The following is a 24,281-nucleotide window of genomic DNA, read 5'->3' on the forward strand; positions in this document are numbered from 1 at the left end:
ATCACGTTATCTTTACAAAGAGGTTGTCCTTTTGTCCCACTCGTCGCCAAAACAGATTGAAAATGCCGTTCTGGACTGGAACGAAGCCGGTACGCCGGTTTCGCACGATTTCGACGACGTGTATTTCTCCAATGCCAACGGACTCGAAGAAACACGTTATGTCTTTTTGCAGCAGAACGGACTGCCGACGCGCTGGGAAACCTTTGACCGCCGCCGGTTTGTTGTGGCAGAAACCGGCTTTGGCACAGGGTTGAATTTTCTTGCGGTCTGGCAGTGGTTCAAAGCCTTTCGTCAGGCCAACCCGGACGCCAGTGTTCAAGCGCTGCATTTTATCAGTTTCGAAAAATTCCCGGTCACCCGCGAGGATCTGATCAAAGCCCATCAGTCCTGGCCTGAGCTGGCCGATCTTGCCCGTCAGCTCCATGCCCATTATCCGCCTGCCGTGGCCGACTGCCACCGCCTGGTACTGGAAGACGGCATGATCACCCTGGATTTGTGGTTTGGTGACATTCAAACCTCTCTTCCTCAAGTATGGACCCCGGCAAGCGGGTTAGTCGACGCCTGGTTTCTCGATGGTTTTGCCCCCAGTAAAAATCCGGAGATGTGGAATCAGGACCTCTTCGACGGCATGGCAGCGCTGGCCCGCGAAGGGTGTACCGCCGCAACCTTCACCGCCGCCGGTTTTGTCCGCCGCGGCTTGATCGATGCCGGGTTTGACATGAAAAAAGTCAAAGGGTTCGGCTACAAGCGAGATATGCTGGCCGGCACCTTATCAGAACGCCGCCAGGGGGCGAATTTTTCGCCCTGGTATGCCCGCCAGAGCGCTGCAGATTTATCCGACGTGGCGATCATCGGCGGTGGCATTGGATCGGCCGCAACCGCACTGGCACTGGTGCGGCGCGGCGTACAAGTCAGCCTTTATTGTGCCGACGCCCTGCCGGCCGAAGGGGCATCGGGCAATCGCCAGGGCGCTGTCTATCCGCTGCTGAATGGTTCCAACGATGCACTCAGCCGTTTCTTTGCCCCGGCTTATCTCTACGCCCGGCAGTTTGTCGAACAGGCCGCTGCAGTCAGTGATTTCAGTCATGACTGGTGCGGTGTGACTCAACTGGCCTGGAATGAGAAAACGGCAGAAAAACTGGAAAAAATGCTGAGCGGCGGCTTTGCACCGGAAGTGGTTCATGCCCTGGATGTCGAGCAGACCCGCGCCATCACAGGCGTAACCACCGGCCATTCCAGTGTGCATTATCCGCTTGGCGGCTGGCTGTGCCCGCAAGCGCTGACGCGCGCCCTGATCCAACAGGCCCAGGCAACAGGACGCTTGTCGCTGTACACTGAGACTGACATCACCAGCCTGAGCCAGAATGACAGTGCTCAGTGGTCGCTGATCAGCCGTGATCACCGGCAATTCACCCACTCCACTGTGGTGGTGGCTAACGGGCATCGTTTTACCGAGTTCGCGCAGACCCAGAATATTCCTGCCTACTCAGTCCGTGGTCAGGTCAGCCATGTGCCCAGTCAGGGTGAACTGGCGCAACTGAAATCGGTGCTGTGTTACGACGGTTATCTGACGCCGGTCAACCCAGACACACAGACGCACTGTATCGGCGCCAGTTATCGCCGCAACAGTACCGATCTGAGTTTCTCGCCAGAAGAACACCAGGACAACCAGACGCGGCTGGCTGAGTGTCTGCCCACAGTTGACTGGCCAACAGCCATCGATTTCTCCGCACAGGATGCCCGAACCGGTGTTCGCTGTGCCAGCCGGGATCATTTGCCTTTCGTCGGGGATGTCTGCCGCTATGATGCGCTGCTGAGTCAATATGCCGATCTGCGGGAACAACAAAGCGAAGCGGCGGAAGTGCCTGTTTATTCCGGGCTGTATGCCATGATCGGGCTGGGCTCCCGCGGCCTTAGTTCCGCGCCCCTGTTAGGCGAACTGCTGGCGTCCCAGTTATGCGGTGATCCATTGCCACTGCCTCTGAGTGTCCTGGATGCCCTGCACCCGGGACGGATGTGGGTACGCAAATTACTCAAAGGCAAAGTAGTCGAAAGCTAAGCTCACGGCTTGCCGGAGCCCAAAGCAATCCCTCTCCTCCCCCGTTTTTCCGCGATGCAGAGAAGAGCAGAGAGCAAGAATCCCAGACACTGAAAGGAACCAGTGTCTGGTGATTGTTTGATTATTGCTGATTGGTGACAGGTGGCGCAGGATTATCATCACCGCCGCCGGTATCTGATAACGCAACGCCTATCACGACTGCAGCCACCCCGACAGCAACCACTGTGGCCGTTAAGCCCCCGGCAGATGCTGCAGACGCTGTGGTGATGCCCGCCGCAGACCCTTTCGAGGCGCTTGTCGTCGAGGCAGAAGATGTTGTCGCAGAAGCTGGGGTTGTCACTGGTGTTGATGTGGCTCTGGGCACAGCGGGCACTTCTGTGGCCGTCTCTGCCGCACTCGCCCCCATACTCACCATCATTCCAGCAACGATTACTCCAGCCGCCATTAGCGCAATGACGGGCTTTTGGGAATCGCTCCCCGTAAGAATTCTTGCAAGAGTTCTCATAGCAGTCCCTGACCATCTCAAATAACCAAAGAGGTAATTCAAGTATAGACAGGGATGCTAATTTTCTGTGATATATGTCGAAATCAAACCGCAAGAAAAGTAAGACACTCCCCCATTTTGGTCAGAACTCTCTGATTAATCAGCACCAAACAAATCGCGGGTGTAGACTTTCTCCAGCACATCTTCCAGCTCTGGTGTCATTCGGTTCGACACAATCACATCCGACATGGCCTTGAACTCCGCTAAATCACGAATCACTGCGGAATGAAAGAATGTATCCTCTTTCAGCACAGGTTCGTAGACGACGACATCCACACCTTTGGCTTTAATGCGCTTCATGATGCCCTGAATGGAGGATGCCCGGAAATTGTCTGAACCGCTTTTCATGATCAGGCGGTACACACCTACCACTCTGGGCTTTTTGCGCAAAATGGATTCAGCAATAAAGTCCTTGCGGGTGGAGTTAGCCTCAACAATGGCGCGGATCAGATTGTTCGGCACTTCCTGATAGTTTGCCAGCAATTGCTTGGTGTCTTTGGGTAAACAATACCCGCCGTAGCCAAAAGAAGGATTGTTATAGTGCGTGCCAATGCGCGGATCCAGCCCCACTCCCTGAATAATCTCACGGCTGTCCAGGCCATGCGCGGCGGCATAACTGTCCAGTTCATTGAAGTAAGCCACCCGCATCGCCAGATAGGTATTGGAAAACAGTTTCACCGCTTCGGCTTCGGTCGAATGGGTGAACAGCACAGGAATATCGTCTTTCACTGCACCTTCAATCAGCAGATTTGCAAAGGTTTCAGCCCGCTGCGACTGCTCACCAACGATGATGCGTGATGGGTACAGGTTATCGTACAACGCCTTACCTTCACGAAGAAATTCGGGCGAAAACAGAAGGTTATCCGTGCCTAACTCTTCTTTGATCCGCCGGGTGTAACCGACAGGCACAGTCGATTTAATCACCATCACTGCATCAGAATTGATGGTCATCACATCCCGGATGACAGACTCTACGGATGCCGTATTAAAATAATTGGTGACCGGATCATAATCGGTTGGCGTTGCGATAATCACGAAATCGGCGTTTTCATACGCCAGGTGTTTATCTGTTGTGGCCGTCAGATTCAACTCACGGTGTTTGAGGTATTCGCTGATTTCTGTATCAACGATGGGAGACTGCCTCTGATTAAGCTGATTTACCTTCTCTGCTACAATATCCAGCGCAATCACCTGATGGTTTTGCGCCAGCAATACAGCATTCGACAGGCCAACATAACCTGTTCCTGCTACTGTTATTTTCATTCTCTGTCCTCAAACTCGGCTGACTTAACAACAATGATAGCCCCAGCTTAACGGGTTGATATGGAATGCAGATGACAAAGCCCATTAAACGGATTGAATATACTGCTCAGCTATCACTGTGTTATCGCGCAGAATAGAGTATCGAAAGACAGTGCTGATGCAAGTGAAGACTTAATCCTGATTCAGGTTTGCGCAAACTATCACCTTTGCATCCGGTTTAACCTTTTGCAAACGTCGCGCCAGTGCTTCCTGTGCCGGTCTGTCGCCATGAACCAGACGAATTTCAGTTGGCCCTTTCTCTATCCCCTTCACAAAACGGATCAAATCCTGCTGATCGGCATGGGCTGAATACCCCGTCATGGTGTGCACTCTGGCGTTCACTTCAACACGGTGATTATTAATCATGACTTCTTTCGCGCCGTTTTGCAGTTCCCGGCCCAGTGTGCCTCTGGCCTGATATCCAATCAGCAGCAGATCGGTTCTGGCGTCAGGCAGTAACGCTTCCAGGTAATTCATGATCCGTCCGCCGCTGCACATCCCGCTGGCAGCCACAATCACAGCCGGCTCACCACTGGCTTTCAGACGATTGACTAAGCCAACATGGTCACTGTGTTCATCGATCTGGGTGCACTGATCAAAATCCAGCGGGTGGCGCCCGTTGTCCAGCCTGGCCTTGGCTTCTTTGGTCCATAACCGCTTAAAGCCCTGATAGGCTTGTGTGATTTTCATCGCTAACGGGGAATCAAGGACAATCGGCAAATTGGACCACGGACTCTCTGCCGAAGGCTGGCGAAGCTCCTGGTTCACAATGTTTTCCAGATCAAACAGCAGTTCCTGGGTGCGTCCGAGACTGAACGCCGGGATCAGAATGGCCCCACCGTCTTTTAACGACTGCTCAACCACACTTTTCAGCGCCTGCTCTCTTGTTTCTACGCCAGGGTGGCGCTTATTGCCATAGGTGCTTTCCAGCACCAGCACATCAGCGTGCAACGGTGGCTCCGGGTCAACCAGCAACGGGGTATTGCTGGGACCCAAATCGCCGGAGAACACCACTTTCCGGCGATCGGGTAACAGCAACTCGACATAAGCTGACCCTAAAATGTGGCCTGCCTGACGAAATGACAGGCTGACATCCTGGCCATCCGGCAGCATGATCTGCGCCCTGCAATCAAATGGCACAGGTTTGAGCTGAGACCGCACCAGCCGGATAAAGGCTTCGCACTTTTCATCGCTCAGACCCAGTTGCAGTTTCAGTCCATCTTCAAGCATCAGAGGCAATAAAGCCGCCGTTGCTTCTGTCGCATAAATCGGCCCACGAAAACCAGCGGCTAACAACCAGGGAATACGGCCGACATGATCGATATGGCAATGGGTCAGAATAAGGGCCCGAATCGGCTCAACCGGAAAGGTAATATCATTGCTGGCTTTGGCTTCCTCGCCCTGAAATGCACCGCAATCGATGAGCAGACTGTATTTTCCCAGCTGTAGTTCATGACAGGAACCGGTCACGCCGTCCCTGGCTCCATGGTGTAAAATATTCACCTGATTCCCTTGGTGTTATATAGATTTAATAATTCAAACAGCATGACAAAGTTAATGGCAGCTGAAACATTAGTAGCAAAATTGCGCGACTGAATTCACGAAAAACTTTCACGCCTAACACTTGTTAAATTCAATTTTACGACACCAAGTTATTTCACGATCCCCAATCACCGACAATTCTCTTTTAACTCTGCCTTACAAATGATCTCCCCTTTGGCTCTGTGTCTTGAATTTTACATTGCCTGTTGTTTAAAAATCATACTAAGCACGTAGTTCATAATACTTACAAGCAAAAAATTTCTGAGGAAGTAATTTTAAAGAGTTTGAAGGAAAAGCGTTTTAAACAAACTGAGATACGTGGAGTGATGCATTTCGAGTCTCGAAGAACAGCTATATTATTTTAAGCGACGAAGATATAGTGATACCGCGCTGTCAGCCATGGCTGACGTTGGGTCAGTGCCCGACTCTCGTACACTTTGCAAAGTCAGGCCATCGGACTGGCCCTCAGCCACCGCTACTGGTCGATGCAGGTCGTCAGTGACAATCTGGACTATCAGCAAGCCAGTCAGCTGAGCGTGCAACTGTCGGGTCAGGTGCCATTCTGACGACACCTGACCGGGTCATAACTTGGGAGCAGTAAACGGCTGAAGCAACCCCAGCACTTCAGCCGTTTTTGCTTTCATCAGCGCAGGATCGCCACGGGACTCGACATTCAGGCGCAGAACAGGTTCGGTATTGGATGCCCTGAGGTTAAAGCGCCAGTCAGAAAAACTCAGACTGATCCCGTCAGTTTGATCCAGTGCCAGCGCGTCCGGCTCGTACACAGCGCGGACTGTCGCGATGGCATCGTCCGTATCAGTGACCGTCAGGTTGATTTCACCAGAAGCCGGATACGCCCGCATCCGGTCCGCGACCAGCTGCGACAGACGCCCCTCTTTCACAGACAGCAATTGTGCCACCAGCAGCCAGGGGATCATCCCGCTGTCGCAATAGGCAAAATCGCGAAAATAATGGTGGGCACTCATTTCGCCGCCGTATACGGCGTCTTCCTGCCGCATCCTCTCTTTGATAAAAGCATGACCGGTTTTTGACTGAATCGCTTCTCCACCGTTTGCTGTGACAATATCGACTGTATTCCAGATCAGGCGGGGATCATGAATAATTTTTTTCGGCCGGGCGTCCTTCTGATCTGCGGCTTGCTGCAAAAAAGCTTCGGCCAGTAAACCGACAATATAGTAGCCCTCAATAAACTGCCCGTGTTCATCGAACAGAAAACAGCGGTCAAAATCGCCGTCCCAGGCAATGCCCATATCGGCCTGATGCGCCCTCACCGCTTGCGAGGTCGCCGCCCGGCACTCCGGCAATAACGGATTGGGAATCCCGTGAGGAAAAGTGCCATCGGGCTCATGGTGGATTTTCACAAACTCGATGGGGATCCGGCGCTGAGCAAATTGCGCCTCCAGCGCATCAATCACATGGCCCGCCGCCCCATTACCTGCGTTCACCACCAGGCGCAGCGGTTTAACCTTTGCCGGCGTGAGATAGGACAGCAGGTGATCAATATAGTCCTTCAGCACAGAATGATGGCTCAGCTGGCCGACCCGCGCTGGCGCCGCAAAGTTATTGCTTTCCGCCAGCAGGCGAATATCGTTTAACCCCGTGTCGCCACTGACAGGGATTGCGCCGGCCCTGACCAGCTTCATGCCATTGTAATGGATAGGATTATGGCTGGCTGTCACTTCAATCCCGTCAACGAGCAGACTTTGCGCCGCGAAATAGACCTCTTCTGTCCCGGTCAGACCGAGATCGATCACATCTGCACCGGCATCCATCAAGCCTTGGGCCAGTGCCATTTTCAGCGACGGCGACGACAGCCGTACATCACCGCCAACTGCCACTGCCTGTGGCCTGAAATGCTGGCCGTACGCCCGGCCAATCCGGTAGGCAATGTCCTCATTCAGCTCCCGCCCCAGCTCACCGCGGATATCGTAGGCTTTAAAACAGGTGAGTCTTTCCATGCCGTTCTCCTTCTGGCGCTGCCATCCCGCTTACTTTCTGCCGTACCTGTCTTCAAAGCGAACAATGTCATCTTCGCCGAGATAACTGCCTGACTGCACTTCAATGATTTCCAGCGGAATTTTGCCCGGATTCTCCAGCGCGTGTACCACGCCGACCGGAATGTAAGTGGACTGATTTTCGGTCAGCAACCAGGTCTTATCCCCTTGCGTCACTTTCGCCGTCCCTGAGACCACCACCCAGTGTTCGGCGCGGTGATGATGCATTTGCAGCGATAATTTTTCCCCCGGATTGACCGTGATGTGTTTCACCTGATGTCGGCCGCCGCTATCGACCTGATCATATTTGCCCCAGGGGCGATACACCTCCCGGTGCAACTCGCATTCCGGGCGTTGTGCCGCTTTGAGCTGCGCCACGATGGCTTTCACCTCCTGGACTTTCTCTTTCGCGGCCACCAGTACGGCATCTTTGGTTTCGATCACCACCACGTTGTCCAGACCAACCGTCGCCACCAGACGGCTGTCGGCCCTGAGGTAACAATGGTGGCTCTGCGCGGTCAGCACATCTCCGATGACCACATTGCTTGCGGCATCTTTGGGACTGAGATCCCACAGCGATGACCAGGAACCGACATCGCTCCAGCCCGCTTCCATCGGCACCATCACCGCCTGGCGGGTTTTCTCCATCACCGCATAATCAATCGACTCAGCCGGACAACCGGCAAAAGCTACGCTGTCGATACGAATAAAATCCCGGTCCCGCTCAGGCGATACAACCGATTGGCGGCAAGCGGACAGAATATCCGGCCGAAACTGAGATAATTGCTGCAAATAGGCAGAAGCACGAAACAGGAACATACCGCTGTTCCAGTAATAGTGACCACTCACCAGATACTCACGCGCGGTATTGAGATCCGGCTTTTCGACGAATTGCGCCACCTCAAAACCAGTGCCAAACCCCGTGCCAAGCGCCGCGCCACGTTTGATATAGCCGTACCCGGTTTCGGGCGACTGCGGCGGAATTCCGAAAGTCACCAGCTTACCGCTGTCCGCCAGCGGCAGCGCGGTCCTGACGGCCTCCGTAAACGCCGCGGTATCAGTAATCAGATGATCAGCCGCCAGCACCAGAAGTAAGGGATCACTGTCTTCCAAAGACAGGCAGTCTGGCGATTCCTGTGCCAGTAGCGCCGCCAGCGCAATGGCAGGTGCGGTATTACGCCCCTGAGGTTCGAGCAGAAGATGATTCGGCTGGCTGGTGCAGGATCTGAGCTGCTCTGCGGCAAGAAACCGATGCTCTTCCTGGCAAATTACTAATGGGGACAGGGCATCCAGCTCAGCCAGACGGGCAAGGGTTTGCTGGAGCATACTGAGCGGAGGCGATGAAGCTGCTACCGACGAGAACTCAGGGGGCTGAAGGGCAAGGAACTGTTTCGGGTACTGCTCGCGGGATAAGGGCCACAAACGACTGCCTGTCCCCCCAGCCAGAATCACCGGTAAAATCTGCATACGCCTTTCCCCTTCGCAAAAAAGTGCAAGATGCTCGGTACTTCTTTATCCGTCTTTCAGACTTTTTTATCGCCTGTTCAGGCAAGTATAGACAAGGGGATTGGAGGCGCACGGATGAAAAAGTGCCAGCCGCGGCTGTGTTGCTGAATGCACTGGCGACTTCCTACTCATTCAGCCGATCAACTTGAGATCGTTTTTCCGTTGGGTCTTCAGATCAGTATAAAAGTTTTCATGTGAACCAAGACTTAACAGGTAGAGCCTTAATTCGTTATCAACCCAAGAGTAGCCAAGCAGCAATTCTTGTTTGTTCATCTTGAACTTATGAACTCGTAAATGTGACAAATCGCCTTTCTTCTGCTGCCCTATTTCTGGGTTGGCAATAATCTTTTCGATCTCATCTTCGACGGTGCTGAGCTGCTTTGTTGGCAGTTTGCTCAGAGCTTTGGTAAATCGCCTAGCCTCAAAGACCTCAATTTTTCTTTGTTCTTCGCTCATATGGCTTCACCAATCCCTGCTTAACCTCTTCTGTAGCTAATAATGATTCACGGACAAATTCATAAGACAGGTCTGGGTTCTCCATCATGATTTTACCGATCTTGGCCCAGTACTCTATTTGCATGGGCACAGAGCGATTCTCTGCGATCCCATAAGCCTTGGCTTCGGAAACAAAGTCATCATTTAACCGGACGCTTGTTGCCATAGTTCAATCTCCTATTTCATGGTGATTTGAGTATAGGCATAATGGCGCGCAATGCAATCTTTTGTCGCGCATGGTGCATTTAATCTTCTATCATACTCAGCAGCATCTGCGGATTCAGGGCTTGTGTATTGTCTTGCCCTGAAAGGACTTTTTCTGCCAGATCGCGTTTGTCCCGGTGAAGCTGAACAATTTTTTCTTCCACCGTGTTTTCTGTGACCAGACGATAAACGGTCACCGGCCTGCTCTGCCCCATGCGGTGCGCCCTGTCGCTGGCCTGATCTTCCACGGCCGGATTCCACCACGGATCCAAATGAATCACAGTATCGGCTTCCGTCAGGTTCAGGCCCGTCCCGCCCGCTTTCAGGCTGATGAGAAAGACATTGTGCTCACCTGCTTTAAAGGCCCCAATCGCTGCTTTTCTCTGCTGACTGCTCGACTGGCCGTCCAGATAACTGAACGACAGCGAGGCTTGTTCCAGCTGCACAGAAAAACGCTTCAGCAATTGTACAAACTGGCTGAATACCAAAATCTGATGGCCGCCTTCTATGGCTTCTGACACCAGTGCCAGAGCCTCCCGGAGCTTACTGCTCTCTTCTGCAAAAGAATCAAATACCAGGCTGGCATCACAGCATACCTGTCTTAACCGGGTCAGTGCGGCAAGCACTTCGACCACACCCTTGCTGTTTTTGGCTGTTTTCAGGGCATCCTTACGGACAGCTTCATACGCAGCACTTTCCTTGGCCGATAAATAGACGGTGTGGGTGATCTCGGTTTTGCTGGGCAGCTCAGATAACACCTCATCTTTCATTCGCCGCATAATGAAAGGACTGATCAAGGCTTTCAGCCGCATCATATCCTCGGTATTGCGCGCAGCCTGACCATATTTCTGTCTGAACTGCTTCAGCGAACCCAGCAGGCCCGGATTCAGGAAAGCGAACTGGCTCCAAAGCTCTGTTAAATGATTTTCAACCGGCGTACCAGTCAGGGTAAAACGCCGCTCCGCCGTTAAACCAAAGACCAGTTTGGCCCGTTTGGTTTGCGGGTTTTTAATCTGCTGCGCTTCGTCCAGCACTATGGTTTGCCAGTCTTTCGCCTGCATCGCTTCCTGACAGCGGGTCAGCAATCCGTAACTGACCAGTACAATGCTCTTTTCACCCGCTGCGGCAATGGCTTCGTTCCGATCATCCACCTGCTCCAGATCCACCACGGTCAGTTCTGGTGCAAAGCGCTGGCATTCCGCCTGCCAGTTATGAATCACTGACTTTGGCGCCACAACCAGTGCCGCACCCTCGCACTGATAATGACAGATCAGACTGATGGCCTGCAAAGTTTTACCCAGCCCCATATCGTCTGCCAGACAGGCGCCAAAGCCATGATGAGATAAGTGCGCCGCCCACCGGACACTGGTTTTCTGATAGTCCCTCAGCGGGGCAAGAATATGCTCAGCAACCACCGGTTTCTCTGACCATTTTTCTTGCAGCGACTGCCATCCCGCATCGCCCTGATGGCTTAAGGTTTCCAGGACCTGTTGTAAGGGATAGGCCATCTGCACATCAACAGCCATCTCCTCATTGAGCAGACCGTCCAGCATACGCAGTTGCTGCTGAAGCTCATCTTCCATCAGCACAACCAGGTTGTCGCTATCCTGCTCAATAAATCCCTGCCGGCTATTTGCCAGTAACAGACGCAGGTTCAGCTCCAGATCCTGGTCCGTAGACGCCTTACCGGTGACAGCAAACCAGTTTTTGCGTTTCTCGATATCCAGCGTCAGATCCTGACGGGTCAGTACCTTTACCTGACTGCTGCGCTGACGCCAGTGAACCGGCACGTCCTTTAAATGCTGCACAGCCTTGATGAGCGATAACGCGGCTTCACCCGATAATGTCCAGCGCCGTTGCTTGTTCGCTTTCAATCCCAGACGCTTGCCCAGCGCCAGTGAATCCGCTTTCTCCCGGCTGAGATCACGCTGATACCATTGCTGATCCGGGCCGCTGATCCATGCATCACCCTGCCCCGAAGGCATGCTGATACGATTTGCCGGCAGCTCACCGGACACATCATTCTGATGCTCAATTGCTACCGCCAGTGTGCCCTGATGCCAGTCCAGCCATAAATGCGGCCTCGTATCCCAGTGACCCGGCTGTATATTTCCTTTCCGCTGACAAGGACTGTACCAGCGTAAATCTTTCTGCTGTTCCAACAACGCTGTCAGTGGTTGCAAATGCTCCAAAGCCAGTTGTTCAGGTCTCGATTCAATGACATCAATGAACTGAGGCGATATCGCTGAGGTATCCAGAAAACACCAGGCATCATCCATCACCTGCCGCAATGTTCCACTCGTCATTTGGGGGAATAAATCGAGTGTGACCTGTTCACCTGCCTGCAAAACAGCCAACGGCTTCACACCGTGCACACTGACCGACTGGCCGTCCTGACTGATGATGTTGTCACAAACCGACAAGGCTTTCAGAACAGGCAGTACATCGGAAGCCGGGGGGCTCCAGCGAAACCTGCCGTGTCGTTCCAGCTGCTGAAAAACATGCCAGTCCGCATCTGACATTAAAGCTTCAGCCGCTGAATACTGAATCGAATACAGTTGAATCACCCGGCCTTTCGTCCAGCCACGTTTCCCCATGGACTGAATCCTTGGCTGAACGTTCAGTGTTTTCAGGCACAACTCCCAGACCAGTCGCTGAGCAGCCTGATGCTCCTGATCTGACTGGATCGTCTGCGTCAGCTTTCTTAACCAGATATCCTGGCGGGCAGCCGGGACATAAAAGGGAGCGTCAGATTCGCTGAGTTGACCGATCAGGTAACGCAGGGCGTGCTTGGCCTGGGCGGCTAACATGCTTTCAGAGTGATGGGATAAAATCACCTCCGTCAACGGGTGTGCTTTCACCTGAGCCACCCAGTGCTGATACTGTTTCGGGCTCGCTTGCTGCCATTGGCACAGCATCAGCACATCCAGCAATAATTTCCCCCAGCTCACGGAATCCGCAATCACCAGCAGTGAATCAAACCAATCGTCAACACCCGCAAAATATTCCTCTTGCTCACGATAAGGCGCAATAATGAGGTAAGCCTGCTGTTGCCAGAACTCGTCATACGCGATTTGCTGACTACGGTGAGCGTCGACGCTGTGCTGATAGCTTGCAACGGCTTCGGGTTTGTCCAGTAAAGCCACCACGGCCAGATCAGCCAAGGCCGTGTAGGAATAGCGTTTTGCCGTCATGGCGGAGAAAGCCGTGCGATGCTGGAAGTACTTGTCATCGTACGGAGCACACAAGGGGTGGGAAACACTTCCGACCCTGAGCGCCTGCCAATGATCCTCAGTTGGCGCCCAGACAACCTGCCTTCTGCCGTCATCCGTAATCGTTTTACTGGCTAACGGCTCCCATGCAATATTCCCCGTCGTATAAAGCTGATTGAACAACCAGGCCCATCCCTGCAGGCTGTATTTCAGCCTGTCCTCTTCAATCAATGCCAGTAATTCCCAGACATCTGGATGCAGGAATAAATGCATCAGCAGCCCTTCCGCCTGCGGAGAAATCGCCGAATAGGCAAACATCCAGCGGGTATTTGACAGCACAGAATAAACTTCCAGTTCCGCAGAGAGCTGATCAGAATGGGTCATCACGGCATAAAGGGTCCGTTGCCGGCCAAACCGCAATATGCTCTGTAATGCAGACAAACATCCGTTCAGCGACAAGCTCCAGCTCTGCCTGTTTTTCACCACCAGTTCGACTTCCTGCATTGCAGAGAGTGCAGCCTCTATCTCAGGGCCACTATGGCGATTGCTGAGCTGCCGGCACAGACTTCTGGTGGTGATGCCGGATGAAATGAGAATCTGGGCTAACAGCTCTTCAGTCACAGAAGCTTCAGACTGTAAATATTGCATGGATTTCCCTGCTGAATGATATCAAACCATTGATCAAAGATGATTGTGATGCGAGTGATTGTAGAATACTCATGCTGTTGCAACAAACACTTACAGCGACCTGACCCGAATCAGTGCGATCAACAGGGCAACCTCATGAAGATTTTCCAACCAATCAGTGACCAATAGCCAAACAACGATTAGTGTAAAAATCATCACCTGTGAAGATAGTGAATCGCATCTCATAGGCAACTCAAAGGATGTGATCAAAAAGGGAACACACGAGCGTTCAGACTTTCTGGTGTTTATAGCGGCAGCAGATAAAACGGAGGGAACAAAAGTAATAAATTACTCACTGAATTGTTTTCTTTTCTTCCTAGAGAGGCAAAATGTTGGTAGTCTTTTGGCGTTTTTTATACCCTCGGACCCCAGCATGATAGCCGATTTTTTCTTTGTCTTTTTTTCTTCATTTGCCGCACTTTTTTTACTTCGAAAGGTCGCCAAGCGTGTCGGCCTGGTGGACAAACCCAATGCCAGAAAGCTGCATCAGGGGGCGATCCCGCTGGTTGGTGGTTTGGCGATTTGTATTACCCTAGCGCAATTTCTCTATTACTCACCGACGATACTGGACGACGCCGGACTGTACGTTTTCTGTATCAGTATTCTGACCATCATTGGCGCACTGGATGATAAGTTTGATGTCAGCTTCAAGCTCCGGCTGGCCATCCAAGCCTTGTTATCTGTCTGCATGATGTATTTTGCCGGACTGGAACTGCATACGCTGGGGGATATGATTGGATTTGGCACCATCGATCTGGGGATGTTTGGCTATTTGGTGACCGTACTGGCGGTGATTGGTGCGATTAATGCGTTCAACATGGTCGACGGTATTGATGGTCTACTGGGTGGGTTATCTATGGTGACCTTTGGCGGGCTGGGCATCATGCTGCTCCACGATGGACAGCAATCGCTGGCCTATCTGTGCGGTATCATCATCGTCGCCATGATCCCTTATATCTTGCTCAACTTGGGGGCATTTGGCCGAAAGCGTAAAGTCTTCATGGGGGATGCAGGCAGTATGCTAATCGGTTTCACTGTGATCTGGTTTTTACTGCTCGCCAGCCAGAATGGCACCCGCCCACCGTTGCGTCCGGTGACTGCACTCTGGATAATCGCCGTGCCCTTAATGGACATGACAGCCATCATGATCCGCAGAATCAAGCGTGGGGATTCGCCTTTTAAACCGGACCGCGAGCACCTGCACCATATATTCCAGCGTCTGGGCCTCAATTCACTGCAAACACTGATTGCCATCTGCGCAATCGCAGCATTGCTGAGTTGTGTCGGTATTTATGGAGAAATTGCCAATGTACCTGAATATATTATGTTCTGGCTGTTTTTAACCTGTTTTGTATTATATTTTATGCTGCTAACCCAGATTGAGAAACGTACGGGTTATACTAGCTGAGAACATTAGCAAGAAAGTTTTCTTATAAACTTTGGTCGACATTCATAATTGTTGGTTTCGACCAAAGTAGAGTTCTAGATTTCTTAAGTAGTATTTATTCGAGAACAAGTTTATTGAAAATAACTAGTCTGTAGTATTTCGACTTAATAAACGTTTTGACAAACTACTGGAATAAAATATCAAGTAAATCAATAAACCAATGCTACCTTTGACGTTACTTCGATACAATATTTTATCCAATAAGCACTTCATTCTCTGGGTGAAACTGAGTGATTCAAGTGAAGCCAAAGTACTCAAAGTTGAATTATCGCTAAGTTCTGGGTAACGCTGCACTAAAGTTTTAGCCTGTAACACAACTGAGTCCATACTTTTCACAAATCTAGGCAAAACCTGATGGATTAGAAAAATTCTTTTTTTTCTGGCACCAATTGTATTGTTTGCGTGTTGTCGATATCGAATGGTCGGCTGGTCTAAAAAAATTATCTTACCCTCAACGGAAGCAATAAGAGCTAGCCACCAATCATGCATATAAGCAGAGTCAGGAATAGGGAAAGCTCTGGATAATAGAGCACGATTGAATAAAGTTGTACACCCGGATACCACATTTTGCTGAGCAAGATTTGATAGGGATGCATACCAATCTTTCCCTATATTCTTTAGAGAGAAATAAGACTCACTAATAACCTCTAAATTTTCATCAACAATCTGAACGTCAGTAAATACTAAGCAAGGCGTTGCAGTAACTTCCTTACAAATTGCATTAAAACAGTCTCTTATTTTATTTGTATTCCAAACATCATCCTGATCAGAAAACATAATATATTCAGCTTGTGAATACTGAACACCACGGCTGAAATTTTTTGCAGCACCGCGCTTTTTTCCATCAAAAGGATAGTACCGAATTTTACTGTCTTCCGCTTGAGCCGATTCTATCAATGATGCTGTCGAGTCTGTAGAACCATCATCAATAATAATTAACTGATGAATCAGTTCTGAATAACCATCACAGTGCTGAATTGACTCCAATTGCTCTCTTAAGTACTTTTCACCATTATAGGTTGCAAGAACGATATCAATTTTGTTCATCGTCCCTGCCTATCAAGTCGTGTGATACTTCGGTTCAAAATTTTTTGGTTTTGATACTTTTCAATCGATGATTGTCGAGGTTTGACAGCGACATGCGTCATTGAATATTTCAATACACTTATCACATGCCAAAAAAAATACTTAGAAAAGAATTTTTGACTATCACGCTGCCGTAAATGCACCGCAAAACTATTCTCAACCATATCTACATTTATATTTAAAAGACGAGCACGTCGACAGAAATCAATATCTTCGCAATAAAGATAAAAATACTCATCCATACCACCTAATAAAATGTAATCTTCCACACGAATGCCTAAAAAAGCACCACTGCACCAGTAAGCCTGACCTTTAGGTAGCTGATTATTAGTGCGTTTGACAAGTGTATTATTCCGATTCAGCAGGTAAGATGATATGAAACTACCAAATGATGGGTAATGTCGAATATTATGATCTTGTATTTTAAAGTTCTTGTCGACAAACAGATTCGCCGTTAATATCTGGCTTCTGGATTTAGACAACTGATAACAATAATTATCAAAATTCTCCTCGTCAATGATTACATCAGGATTTAACATTAAATAATAATCATCCACCTGATGCCCAAACTCATTAAGATAGTACAGAAAGTTTAAATTATTATTCGCAGCAAACCCTAAGCGCTTGTCATTCTTCACATAAATGACATTGATTTCATTGCAATATGTTTCAAGCTTACTTGTAGGGCAGTTATCCCTACATACTACCCTCACATTATCCAGCGAAGCCAACCGCTTCAATGTACCGATTTTAATGATCAGGTCTTCATGCCCATGTGATACTACAGAAATAATTACCCTCATAGGCAATCAGCTCTACTCAATTTGCTCATCTATCGCTTACTCATCATAATAACTTTGCGTGAGCGAAATCAATTTATCAAGATGAGAAAACGGTAATGCATTAATTCCCGCGGCACCTTTACGCCCTCCCCCTGTGGCAAAGGAGGAACAAATCTCATCAGCCCCTTGTTTGTTGGCTAATGGCGCACGCAAAGATACAGTATAATGTCCATCATTATTATCAGTCAGCACTAAATGTGCTTTGTCTGGCGTCTGGTTCGCCAGATCATTCCCGAAAACACCACTGACCCGACGACTCCAAGCCTCATTTGGCAGAACAATCACCTTCAACAAATCAGCGTCATAAAATACAGGACTGGATTTTGCCTCTGCCATATCCTGTTCATAGGCTGCTTTTAAAACATAGTAGGGTGACGTTTCATCATCTTGCAGTTCAAAGGGAGTATCGTAGCACATGAGCCGCTGAAACAAATCAGCAGGGTGATAGTGGAGATCATCGATCGCGGCGCCATACCCGTTATAATTAATTAATGTGCCGAGCTCTTTCAAAAAATCGCGTTCTTGATGCGAATAACCGTATTCCGAAGCTAATTCATCAGCACGCTTCACCAGGTTGTCACCATAAGCTGCCGCAATGGCCCATGCCTTATATTGCCCCTTTAATACTTGATTGATAAGCAAGCTGGTGCAGGTATCAGCAGACAAATCAATATGAGCATCCAGTAATTCAGAATCAGGAATCTCACCACTTCTATGGTGATCCGCGTAAAACACAGGTACCCCACTGTCCAGCAATGCGATTAATGCTTCCATATTTTTCTCCATCGAAACATCAAGCACTGTGATGGAATCGCCTTTTTGTGCGTTCACTCTTCTTAACAGGGCAATATCTCGCTTTATCCCTGTCACCTTGACTGAATTTTTCGGTTCTGCTTTTCTCAACTGAAGCAGGGCAAGAATACCATCCGCATCGCCATTAAAAACATCAAAGTGCGTCATTACTGTCATCCCTTACTTCTTTATTTACAATGCCTTGTGCTATCAGATAGTCAACAATTTCCTGAGCACAGCTTTCAACGCTCCGATCGGCAGTTTTCACATGCAGCTCAGGCTTTTCTGGGATCTGATATTCTGAATCTATCCCTGTAAAATGTTTAATCTCACCTTTTCGTGCTTTTTGATATAAACCTTTTGGATCCCGGCCTTCACAAATCGCTAAAGGAGTGTCGATAAACACTTCAATAAATGCATGATTGGCAATTTTGCTTCTGGCTTGCTGCCTATCACTTCGAAATGGTGAAATAAACGCAGTCAAAACAATCATTCCGGCGTCGACGAACAAATTTGACACTTCACCAATTCGGCGAATATTTTCAACACGATCAGCATCATTGAAACCAAGATCACCATTCAGCCCATGACGAACATTATCACCATCCAACACATAGGTACGAGCATTCATTTGATAGAGTAATGCATCAACTGCGTTTGCGATCGTTGACTTACCAGAGCCAGACAAGCCGGTAAACCAAAGTACACATGGCTGATGTCCATTTGCCGCGACACGTTGTTCATGAGAGACTGAGTGAGTATGCCAAACCACATCTGTGGATGCATGAGTATCCTGATTTTCTTTCACCTGATATGGGGAGTCCAACATCTAAAAAACCTGAAAATTAAAATGAGAAAAAATAAGGGACTGTAATTATAACAACCGCAGCATAAACCAGGCTCACCGGTGCACCGACTTTCAGAAAGTCATGTAACTTATACCCACCTGCGTTAAAGACCATTAAATTAGTTTGATATCCGTACGGACTCAAAAAACTGGCACTCGCTGCAAAAGCAATCGTCATAATAAATGGCATTGGATCAACACCAGCAGCTGTAGCCATTGACCAACCAATCGGAAACATAAGCGCAGCCGCTGCATTGTTGGTTACCAGTTCAGTGATAATCCATGTTAAAAAATACAAGGTAGCAAGAACCAGCAATGGGTTCTTACCCACATCCAGTGATGCCACACTCAGTAATAATTCCGAAGTGCCCGTTTTCAGTAAAACCTGCGAAAACAGCAGCGCAGAGCTCACGACAATCCATATATCAAAAGGAAGCCTGCGAGTCACTTCGTTGACCGTTAAAGCTTTAGTGAGCAACAGAACACCAGTCAGCACGACCAACGCCAATAATAGGTCGACAACACCCAGTGCGGCAAGCGCAACCACGCCAACAAAACCTAAAACTGTTAACCACGACTTTACTGCTGACATTTTGCTCTCTGGTTCAACACCACTCAGCACGATAAAGTTCTTACTGACATTTTTCCTTGAACGAAAATCATCCCCGACAGCAAGCACTAAGAAATCACCTACCTTTAGTTTCAGCTCGCCCAATTTTCCTGATAACTGCTCACCGTCTCTGCGAACCGCGACGACAGCAGCATCAAACATTGCGCGAAACCCAATCTCTTTCAAAGTATTGCCTGTTAGCATACTCTCTTGTCGAATCACAACTTCCGTTAAATTCGAACGTAATAAGCCATTACTGTCGGCAAACAATTCAAGTCCGCTGAACTGTTTGATCTGCATCACTTTTGTAACATCCCCACTGAATATCAGACGATCGCCAGCTTCCAGTACTTCCGAAGGTGATACTGGACTAATAAGGCGTCCACTTCTTACCAATTCTGTTAAAAAAAGCGATTCCAAATGTCGTAAACCATTCTCTTCAACACTTTTTCCTATCATCAATGAATCACTACGTAACCTTGCATCGATGAAATAACCTTTAAACTCATCCGCTTCATGCCGGCTCTCTGGCAGAAAGCGATGACTAAACCAAATTGCCAGGCCACAAAAAAACACAAGACATATACCCACCCCTGTAAAAGAAAAGAAATTCAGGGAATGACCTGCCGCATCAAGATACAGACTATTGACAATCAAATTCGTTGAGGTGCCGATCAATGTGAGCGTGCCCCCCAGGATTGCAGCATAAGAGAGCGGGATCAGAAGCTTACCGGAAGCATGATATGGATTGTTTCTCACAGGTGAAAGTAAGGTCGCAACAACTGCCGTATTATTCAGAATTGCAGACGAAAGGACAGTGCTGGAGAAGAGACGAATCCAAGTTGATGTATAGTTGTTGACCATCAACTTGGTGGACACCAACCGAAGAATGTGCGTTTTTTCTAAAGCTATGGAACACACAATCAATAAAATCAAAGTAAGTAATCCCGAATTGGCGATACTTGCAAGAAGCAGCGTTTTATCAGCTAACCCAGTTAACAACAAACTGAGCATAGTGATCCCAAACACTTTTGCTGGTTTTGCCTGAAAACAAACCAAACCTACCATTGTGCCAACAAAAATTAGCAATGTAAGAATTACATCTGTTGACATACCACATCCCAAATGACAAAAGCGCCCCGCTATTAAAACGGGGCGCAAACATTAAAAACAACTTGTTATAGTTTATTGATATCTAACGCTTTCCAGTGTGGAAAATGCTTGCGAACCAGCGCATTAAACTCGATTTCAAAATCGCTGAATTGCGCTGTATCAGCAGCAGGTTCGTCATCAGCCAAAGGCTTACGAATCATGCCAGCCCCCACTGTGACATTGGTAAAGCGATCAACAATAATAAACGCGCCCGTGAGGCGGTTCTCGACATAGCTATCGAATTGAATTGCTTCATTCAATGCAATCTCGCAGTTCGCAATTTCATTCAGGGCCAGTTCGCTGGCAGGAAGATGCTCAAGTGTATTCACATCAACACGGTAATTGAATTTTTCCGCACGACCGAACACAGATTTACAACCCGCTTTGATAATGTACTCACGGTCGAGATGCATCTGCTGTTCAGACATCCAAACAACATCGGCTTCAATGCGTGATGCACTTTCCGGACGGTCATGAGAACGCACAATCATGTCACCGCGGCTGATGTCAATTTCATCTTCAAGTGTAATTGTCACAGACATACCAGCAGAGGCTTTTTCCAGGTCACCATCGAAAGTCACAATCGAGTCTACTTTGCTTTCTTTGCCGCTTGGAAGAGCCACTACGCTATCGCCAACACGGATTTCACCTGAGCTGATTGTGCCGCAGAACCCGCGAAAATCTAAGTTCGGGCGATTTACATACTGAACAGGAAAACGGAAAGCATGGTGACGCTTACTGTCGATATTTACGGTATTGAGCAGACGCATCAGTGTTGCCCCAGGATACCAAGGCATATTCTCACTTTCGTTTACTACATTATCGCCAAGCAATGCTGAAATCGGCACAAATCGCAGATCATCAAACCCCAGATTTTCGGCAAACTGGCGATACTCCTGCTTAATTTTTTTATAAACAGCCTGATCGTAATCCACCGCATCCATTTTGTTCACAGCCACAAGAATGTGCTTAATGCCCAATAAAGAGCAGATGTAACTGTGACGTCTCGTCTGTACCTGAACACCATGACGTGCATCAATCAGAATGATTGCCAGATCACAAGTGGATGCACCCGTTGCCATGTTACGCGTGTACTGCTCATGTCCAGGAGTGTCTGCAATGATGAACTTTCTCTGTTCCGTAGAAAAGTATCGATAAGCAACATCAATTGTAATGCCCTGCTCACGCTCCGATTGCAGGCCATCAACCAGCAAAGCCAGATCAAACTCTTGATCTGTCGTGTTAAAGCGTTTTGAATCTTTTTCGATCGCAGCCATCTGATCTTCAAAAATCATCTTGCTGTCGTACAGCAAACGTCCAATCAGCGTTGATTTGCCATCGTCCACACTGCCACATGTAAGAAAGCGCAGCATGTCTTTGTTTTCGTGAACACGTAGATACTCTTCAATATCTGACGCAATAAGGTTTGATGCATGGGACATTGTTATTCCTTTAGCGTGCTGTTCTCTTCCAGCAACGCAATGTTATCTGTTGTTTCTAGCAATAAGTGCGCATGAAATGAATCATAGAAAAATGGATATCAGAAGTAGCCTTCCATTTTTTTCTTTTCCATTGAACCCGCTGAATCGTGGTCAATCATGCGGCCCTGTCGCTCTGATGTTGTACATAACAACATCTCCTGAATGATTTCAGGCAAAGTTTGCGCTTCAGACTCTACCGCGCCAGTCAGTGGGTAACATCCCAAGGTACGGAACCGTACTTTCTTCATTTGAGGGACTTCGCCTTCACCTAAAGGCATACGCTCATCATCAACCATGATCAGTGTTCCGTCACGCTCAACAACAGGTCGCTCTTTGGAAAGATACAGTGGAACGATTTCAATATTTTCCAGATAGATATACTGCCAGATATCAAGCTCTGTCCAATTAGACAGCGGAAAAACTCGAATGCTCTCGCCTTTATCCACACGGCTGTTATAAATGTTCCACAATTCCGGACGTTGATTTTTCGGATCCCATCTGTGATGCTTATCGCGGAACGAGTAAACACGCTCTTTAGCACGTGACTTTTCCTCATCACGACGAGCCCCACCAAAGGCAGCATCAAAACCATATTTGTCTAATGCTTGCTTCAACCCTTCTGTTTTCATGATATCTGTGTGTTTGGCACTACCATGCTCAAACGGGCTAATATTCATTTCTAAACCCCGAGGGTTCTTATGAACAAGTAAGTCAAAGCCATAGTCCTTTGCAAGACGGTCACGAAACTCAATCATCTCTTTGAATTTCCAGTTCGTATCGACATGCAAAAGCGGGAACGGGATCTTTCCAGGGTAAAACGCTTTACGTGCAAGATGTAAGAGCACAGATGAATCTTTACCAATGGAATAAAGCATAACCGGGTTATCAAATTCTGCCGCAACCTCGCGGATAATCTGAATAGACTCTGCTTCCAAAGCCTTGAGATGTGTGAGTTTTTCTGAGTTATTCATAAGTGATGATTACTTATTGCGATTAAATGTTGATGACTTCATGGCGACAAACTATAACATACGCATCAATAATACTTCAGTATTGGGATACGTTGCACACTGTCCTGTGCCACATTAACGATTAAAAATACGATGACGCCCAACAGCAGCGCCATTAAAATTACATGCCACTCTATATGCACCCAATTGATCTAAAGTTGCTTACCGCGAAGCCGCAGCCGGACATCATTAATATAGCGTAAAGCTAATATTTGTTTCGGATTACGCTTCAACGCTTCAGTAAACAATCGCTCGGCAAACTCCAGCTCATGGTTTGCAAAGGCAAACTCCCCCATGCTTGCTAATATATGAGGCGGATAAAACTTATCCGGAATTTGGACCTTATTCACTAAGGTTGATAACGATGCCCCATTGATATCGGCTTCGCGCGCCTGAAACTTCTTGGCCGGTTCTCGCTTCCACCACTTACGTTTTTCATCAATAAAACACGGCATAAAAAAAGGGGTGTCGACGTAAAGGAAACGATGCTGACTCACAATACTCTGAAGCTTGAGATAAAGCGCCATGTCGTATTCTTTCAAAGAATCACAAACAAAGCTTAGCTCCGCCTGCGAGGCATCCTGGCTTCGGTAGGGTATGAGCTGCCTTTCACGCAACAAACGAAGCAAAGGCTCAAGTGCCGGAAAGTGACGATTTTTGATGAAGGCAGCCAGTCTCTGGCAATGATTTTCATTGGCCACTTTTTGCTGCTGAACGGGAATCACTGAATATGCTTCTGACTGATGCTCCATGCTTTGCAAGAAGTCATGGACAGTTGTTTCCAATTTAGCAATGGGAAAGTAGTTTAATAAACGCTTGAACTCCAGCGCTTCAAAGCCGTATCGTCGGTTAATCTGCCCGGTGTTTACACTTATGTCATATTCAAGACCAATAGCAGCGAGTATATCTTTGACTATGTCTCCCCCCGTGAACATCCCCTTTCCGTAAGGGCGAAGATCCAGGCAGATCTCTTTGTGACTATCTAACACCTGGGCCAAAGCACCTACCACAGGAAAACTGCTGATCGGGGCATGAAAGGGCAAATAATGACCGTGCAGTTTCACTTTTTGGTTATAATCGGATTCATGAAGATCGAGCGGATCCCGAATGTAGCCGATGAAAGTCGCATCTTTGAACACGGTCATTAGTTGCGAGAGCATCGGAAAGAAAAACTCTGACGACAAAAATAACACACGCGCATGACTGGCTTGGAATGACTGCAGCAGGCGATTTGCTTTCGCCTGACTGAAACGATATTGGCCGTCAGATGTCTTAACTGTCACTGACTCTATATTGCCCGAGCTGACCGAGTTTTTATCAACGGCATGCGCCGGATAACAAACCTGTTGTTCAGCCAACCAGCCCCGGTGGGAATTCATCCATGCCTGAATGGCAGAACTGCCTGTTTTCCCCGGGCCAAAATGTATATAAATTCTCTTATCCATCAT

19 protein-coding genes are annotated in these 24,281 nt (G+C 48.5%); 3 read left to right on the forward strand and 16 right to left on the reverse strand.

Going from position 1 to position 24,281, the window contains the following annotated elements; genetic code table 11:
- Positions 1–31: 31 nt before the first annotated feature.
- The gene (gene mnmC / locus LN341_RS11175; protein ID WP_234203309.1) at positions 32–2,059 is read left to right on the forward strand and encodes a bifunctional tRNA (5-methylaminomethyl-2-thiouridine)(34)-methyltransferase MnmD/FAD-dependent 5-carboxymethylaminomethyl-2-thiouridine(34) oxidoreductase MnmC; all 2,028 of its coding nucleotides are present in this window, start codon (positions 32–34) and stop codon (positions 2,057–2,059) included.
- Between the two features lie 121 nt (positions 2,060–2,180).
- On the opposite strand, the gene LN341_RS11180 is transcribed toward mnmC, so the two are convergent.
- From LN341_RS11180 to LN341_RS11190, 3 genes are all read right to left on the reverse strand, one after another.
- Positions 2,181–2,477 carry a hypothetical protein gene (locus LN341_RS11180; RefSeq protein ID WP_234203310.1) on the reverse strand — a complete coding sequence of 99 codons (297 nt, stop codon included), beginning with the start codon at positions 2,475–2,477 and terminating at the stop codon, positions 2,181–2,183.
- 222 nt (positions 2,478–2,699) lie between these two features.
- Positions 2,700–3,866, reverse strand: a complete 1,167-nt coding sequence (locus tag LN341_RS11185; RefSeq protein WP_234203311.1) for a nucleotide sugar dehydrogenase — start codon at positions 3,864–3,866, stop codon at positions 2,700–2,702.
- Between the two features lie 171 nt (positions 3,867–4,037).
- Positions 4,038–5,408, reverse strand: a complete 1,371-nt coding sequence (locus tag LN341_RS11190) for an MBL fold metallo-hydrolase RNA specificity domain-containing protein (protein ID WP_234203312.1) — start codon at positions 5,406–5,408, stop codon at positions 4,038–4,040.
- A gap of 476 nt (positions 5,409–5,884) precedes the next feature.
- Here LN341_RS11190 and LN341_RS21790 point away from each other — a divergent pair, with 476 nt between their 5' ends.
- The gene (locus tag LN341_RS21790; RefSeq protein WP_255783006.1) at positions 5,885–6,013 is read left to right on the forward strand and encodes a hypothetical protein; all 129 of its coding nucleotides are present in this window, start codon (positions 5,885–5,887) and stop codon (positions 6,011–6,013) included.
- A 15-nt stretch (positions 6,014–6,028) separates the two neighbouring features.
- Here LN341_RS21790 and LN341_RS11195 read toward each other — a convergent pair whose 3' ends face one another.
- From LN341_RS11195 to LN341_RS11215, 5 genes are all read right to left on the reverse strand, one after another.
- Positions 6,029–7,426 carry a phosphomannomutase CpsG gene (locus LN341_RS11195; RefSeq protein WP_234203313.1) on the reverse strand — a complete coding sequence of 466 codons (1,398 nt, stop codon included), beginning with the start codon at positions 7,424–7,426 and terminating at the stop codon, positions 6,029–6,031.
- 30 nt (positions 7,427–7,456) lie between these two features.
- Positions 7,457–8,929, reverse strand: a complete 1,473-nt coding sequence (locus LN341_RS11200) for a mannose-1-phosphate guanylyltransferase/mannose-6-phosphate isomerase (RefSeq protein WP_234203314.1) — start codon at positions 8,927–8,929, stop codon at positions 7,457–7,459.
- Between the two features lie 171 nt (positions 8,930–9,100).
- Positions 9,101–9,424 carry a type II toxin-antitoxin system RelE/ParE family toxin gene (locus LN341_RS11205; RefSeq protein ID WP_234203315.1) on the reverse strand — a complete coding sequence of 108 codons (324 nt, stop codon included), beginning with the start codon at positions 9,422–9,424 and terminating at the stop codon, positions 9,101–9,103.
- Positions 9,399–9,629 carry a ParD-like family protein gene (locus tag LN341_RS11210; protein WP_234203316.1) on the reverse strand — a complete coding sequence of 77 codons (231 nt, stop codon included), beginning with the start codon at positions 9,627–9,629 and terminating at the stop codon, positions 9,399–9,401. The genes LN341_RS11205 and LN341_RS11210 overlap by 26 nt, the downstream gene beginning before the upstream one ends.
- A 79-nt stretch (positions 9,630–9,708) precedes the next feature.
- Positions 9,709–13,527 carry a DEAD/DEAH box helicase gene (locus LN341_RS11215; RefSeq protein ID WP_234203317.1) on the reverse strand — a complete coding sequence of 1,273 codons (3,819 nt, stop codon included), beginning with the start codon at positions 13,525–13,527 and terminating at the stop codon, positions 9,709–9,711.
- Positions 13,528–13,939: 412 nt separating this feature from the next.
- Between LN341_RS11215 and wecA the strand changes: the two genes are divergently transcribed.
- Positions 13,940–14,974 carry a UDP-N-acetylglucosamine--undecaprenyl-phosphate N-acetylglucosaminephosphotransferase gene (gene wecA / locus LN341_RS11220; RefSeq protein ID WP_234203318.1) on the forward strand — a complete coding sequence of 345 codons (1,035 nt, stop codon included), beginning with the start codon at positions 13,940–13,942 and terminating at the stop codon, positions 14,972–14,974.
- Between the two features lie 123 nt (positions 14,975–15,097).
- Here wecA and LN341_RS11225 read toward each other — a convergent pair whose 3' ends face one another.
- The 8 genes from LN341_RS11225 to LN341_RS11260 form a co-directional block, all read right to left on the reverse strand.
- On the reverse strand, positions 15,098–16,060 hold the full coding sequence (locus LN341_RS11225) for a glycosyltransferase family 2 protein (RefSeq protein ID WP_234203319.1): 963 nt from the start codon (positions 16,058–16,060) through the stop codon (positions 15,098–15,100).
- Positions 16,057–16,902, reverse strand: coding sequence for a glycosyltransferase family 2 protein (locus tag LN341_RS11230; protein ID WP_234203320.1), 846 nt, complete (start codon positions 16,900–16,902; stop codon positions 16,057–16,059). The genes LN341_RS11225 and LN341_RS11230 overlap by 4 nt, the downstream gene beginning before the upstream one ends.
- Before the next feature lie 36 nt (positions 16,903–16,938).
- Positions 16,939–17,901 (reverse strand): DHH family phosphoesterase, encoded by a 963-nt coding sequence (locus tag LN341_RS11235; protein WP_234205019.1) that lies wholly within the window; start codon positions 17,899–17,901, stop codon positions 16,939–16,941.
- The gene (gene cysC, locus LN341_RS11240) at positions 17,888–18,559 is read right to left on the reverse strand and encodes an adenylyl-sulfate kinase (RefSeq protein ID WP_370643744.1); all 672 of its coding nucleotides are present in this window, start codon (positions 18,557–18,559) and stop codon (positions 17,888–17,890) included. The genes LN341_RS11235 and cysC overlap by 14 nt, the downstream gene beginning before the upstream one ends.
- Before the next feature lie 19 nt (positions 18,560–18,578).
- Entirely contained in the window at positions 18,579–20,303 is a 1,725-nt protein-coding gene (locus tag LN341_RS11245) for an SLC13 family permease (RefSeq protein WP_234203322.1), read from the reverse strand.
- 65 nt (positions 20,304–20,368) lie between these two features.
- Positions 20,369–21,784 (reverse strand): sulfate adenylyltransferase subunit CysN, encoded by a 1,416-nt coding sequence (gene cysN / locus LN341_RS11250; RefSeq protein WP_234203323.1) that lies wholly within the window; start codon positions 21,782–21,784, stop codon positions 20,369–20,371.
- A gap of 98 nt (positions 21,785–21,882) precedes the next feature.
- Entirely contained in the window at positions 21,883–22,794 is a 912-nt protein-coding gene (cysD, locus tag LN341_RS11255; RefSeq protein WP_234203324.1) for a sulfate adenylyltransferase subunit CysD, read from the reverse strand.
- Positions 22,795–22,985: 191 nt separating this feature from the next.
- A complete protein-coding gene (locus LN341_RS11260) occupies positions 22,986–24,281 on the reverse strand; it encodes a hypothetical protein (RefSeq protein WP_234203325.1) in 1,296 nt (431 codons plus the stop codon).

The sequence above is a fragment of the Photobacterium sp. TLY01 genome (assembly GCF_021432065.1).
Taxonomy (GTDB): Bacteria; Pseudomonadota; Gammaproteobacteria; order Enterobacterales; family Vibrionaceae; genus Photobacterium; species Photobacterium halotolerans_A.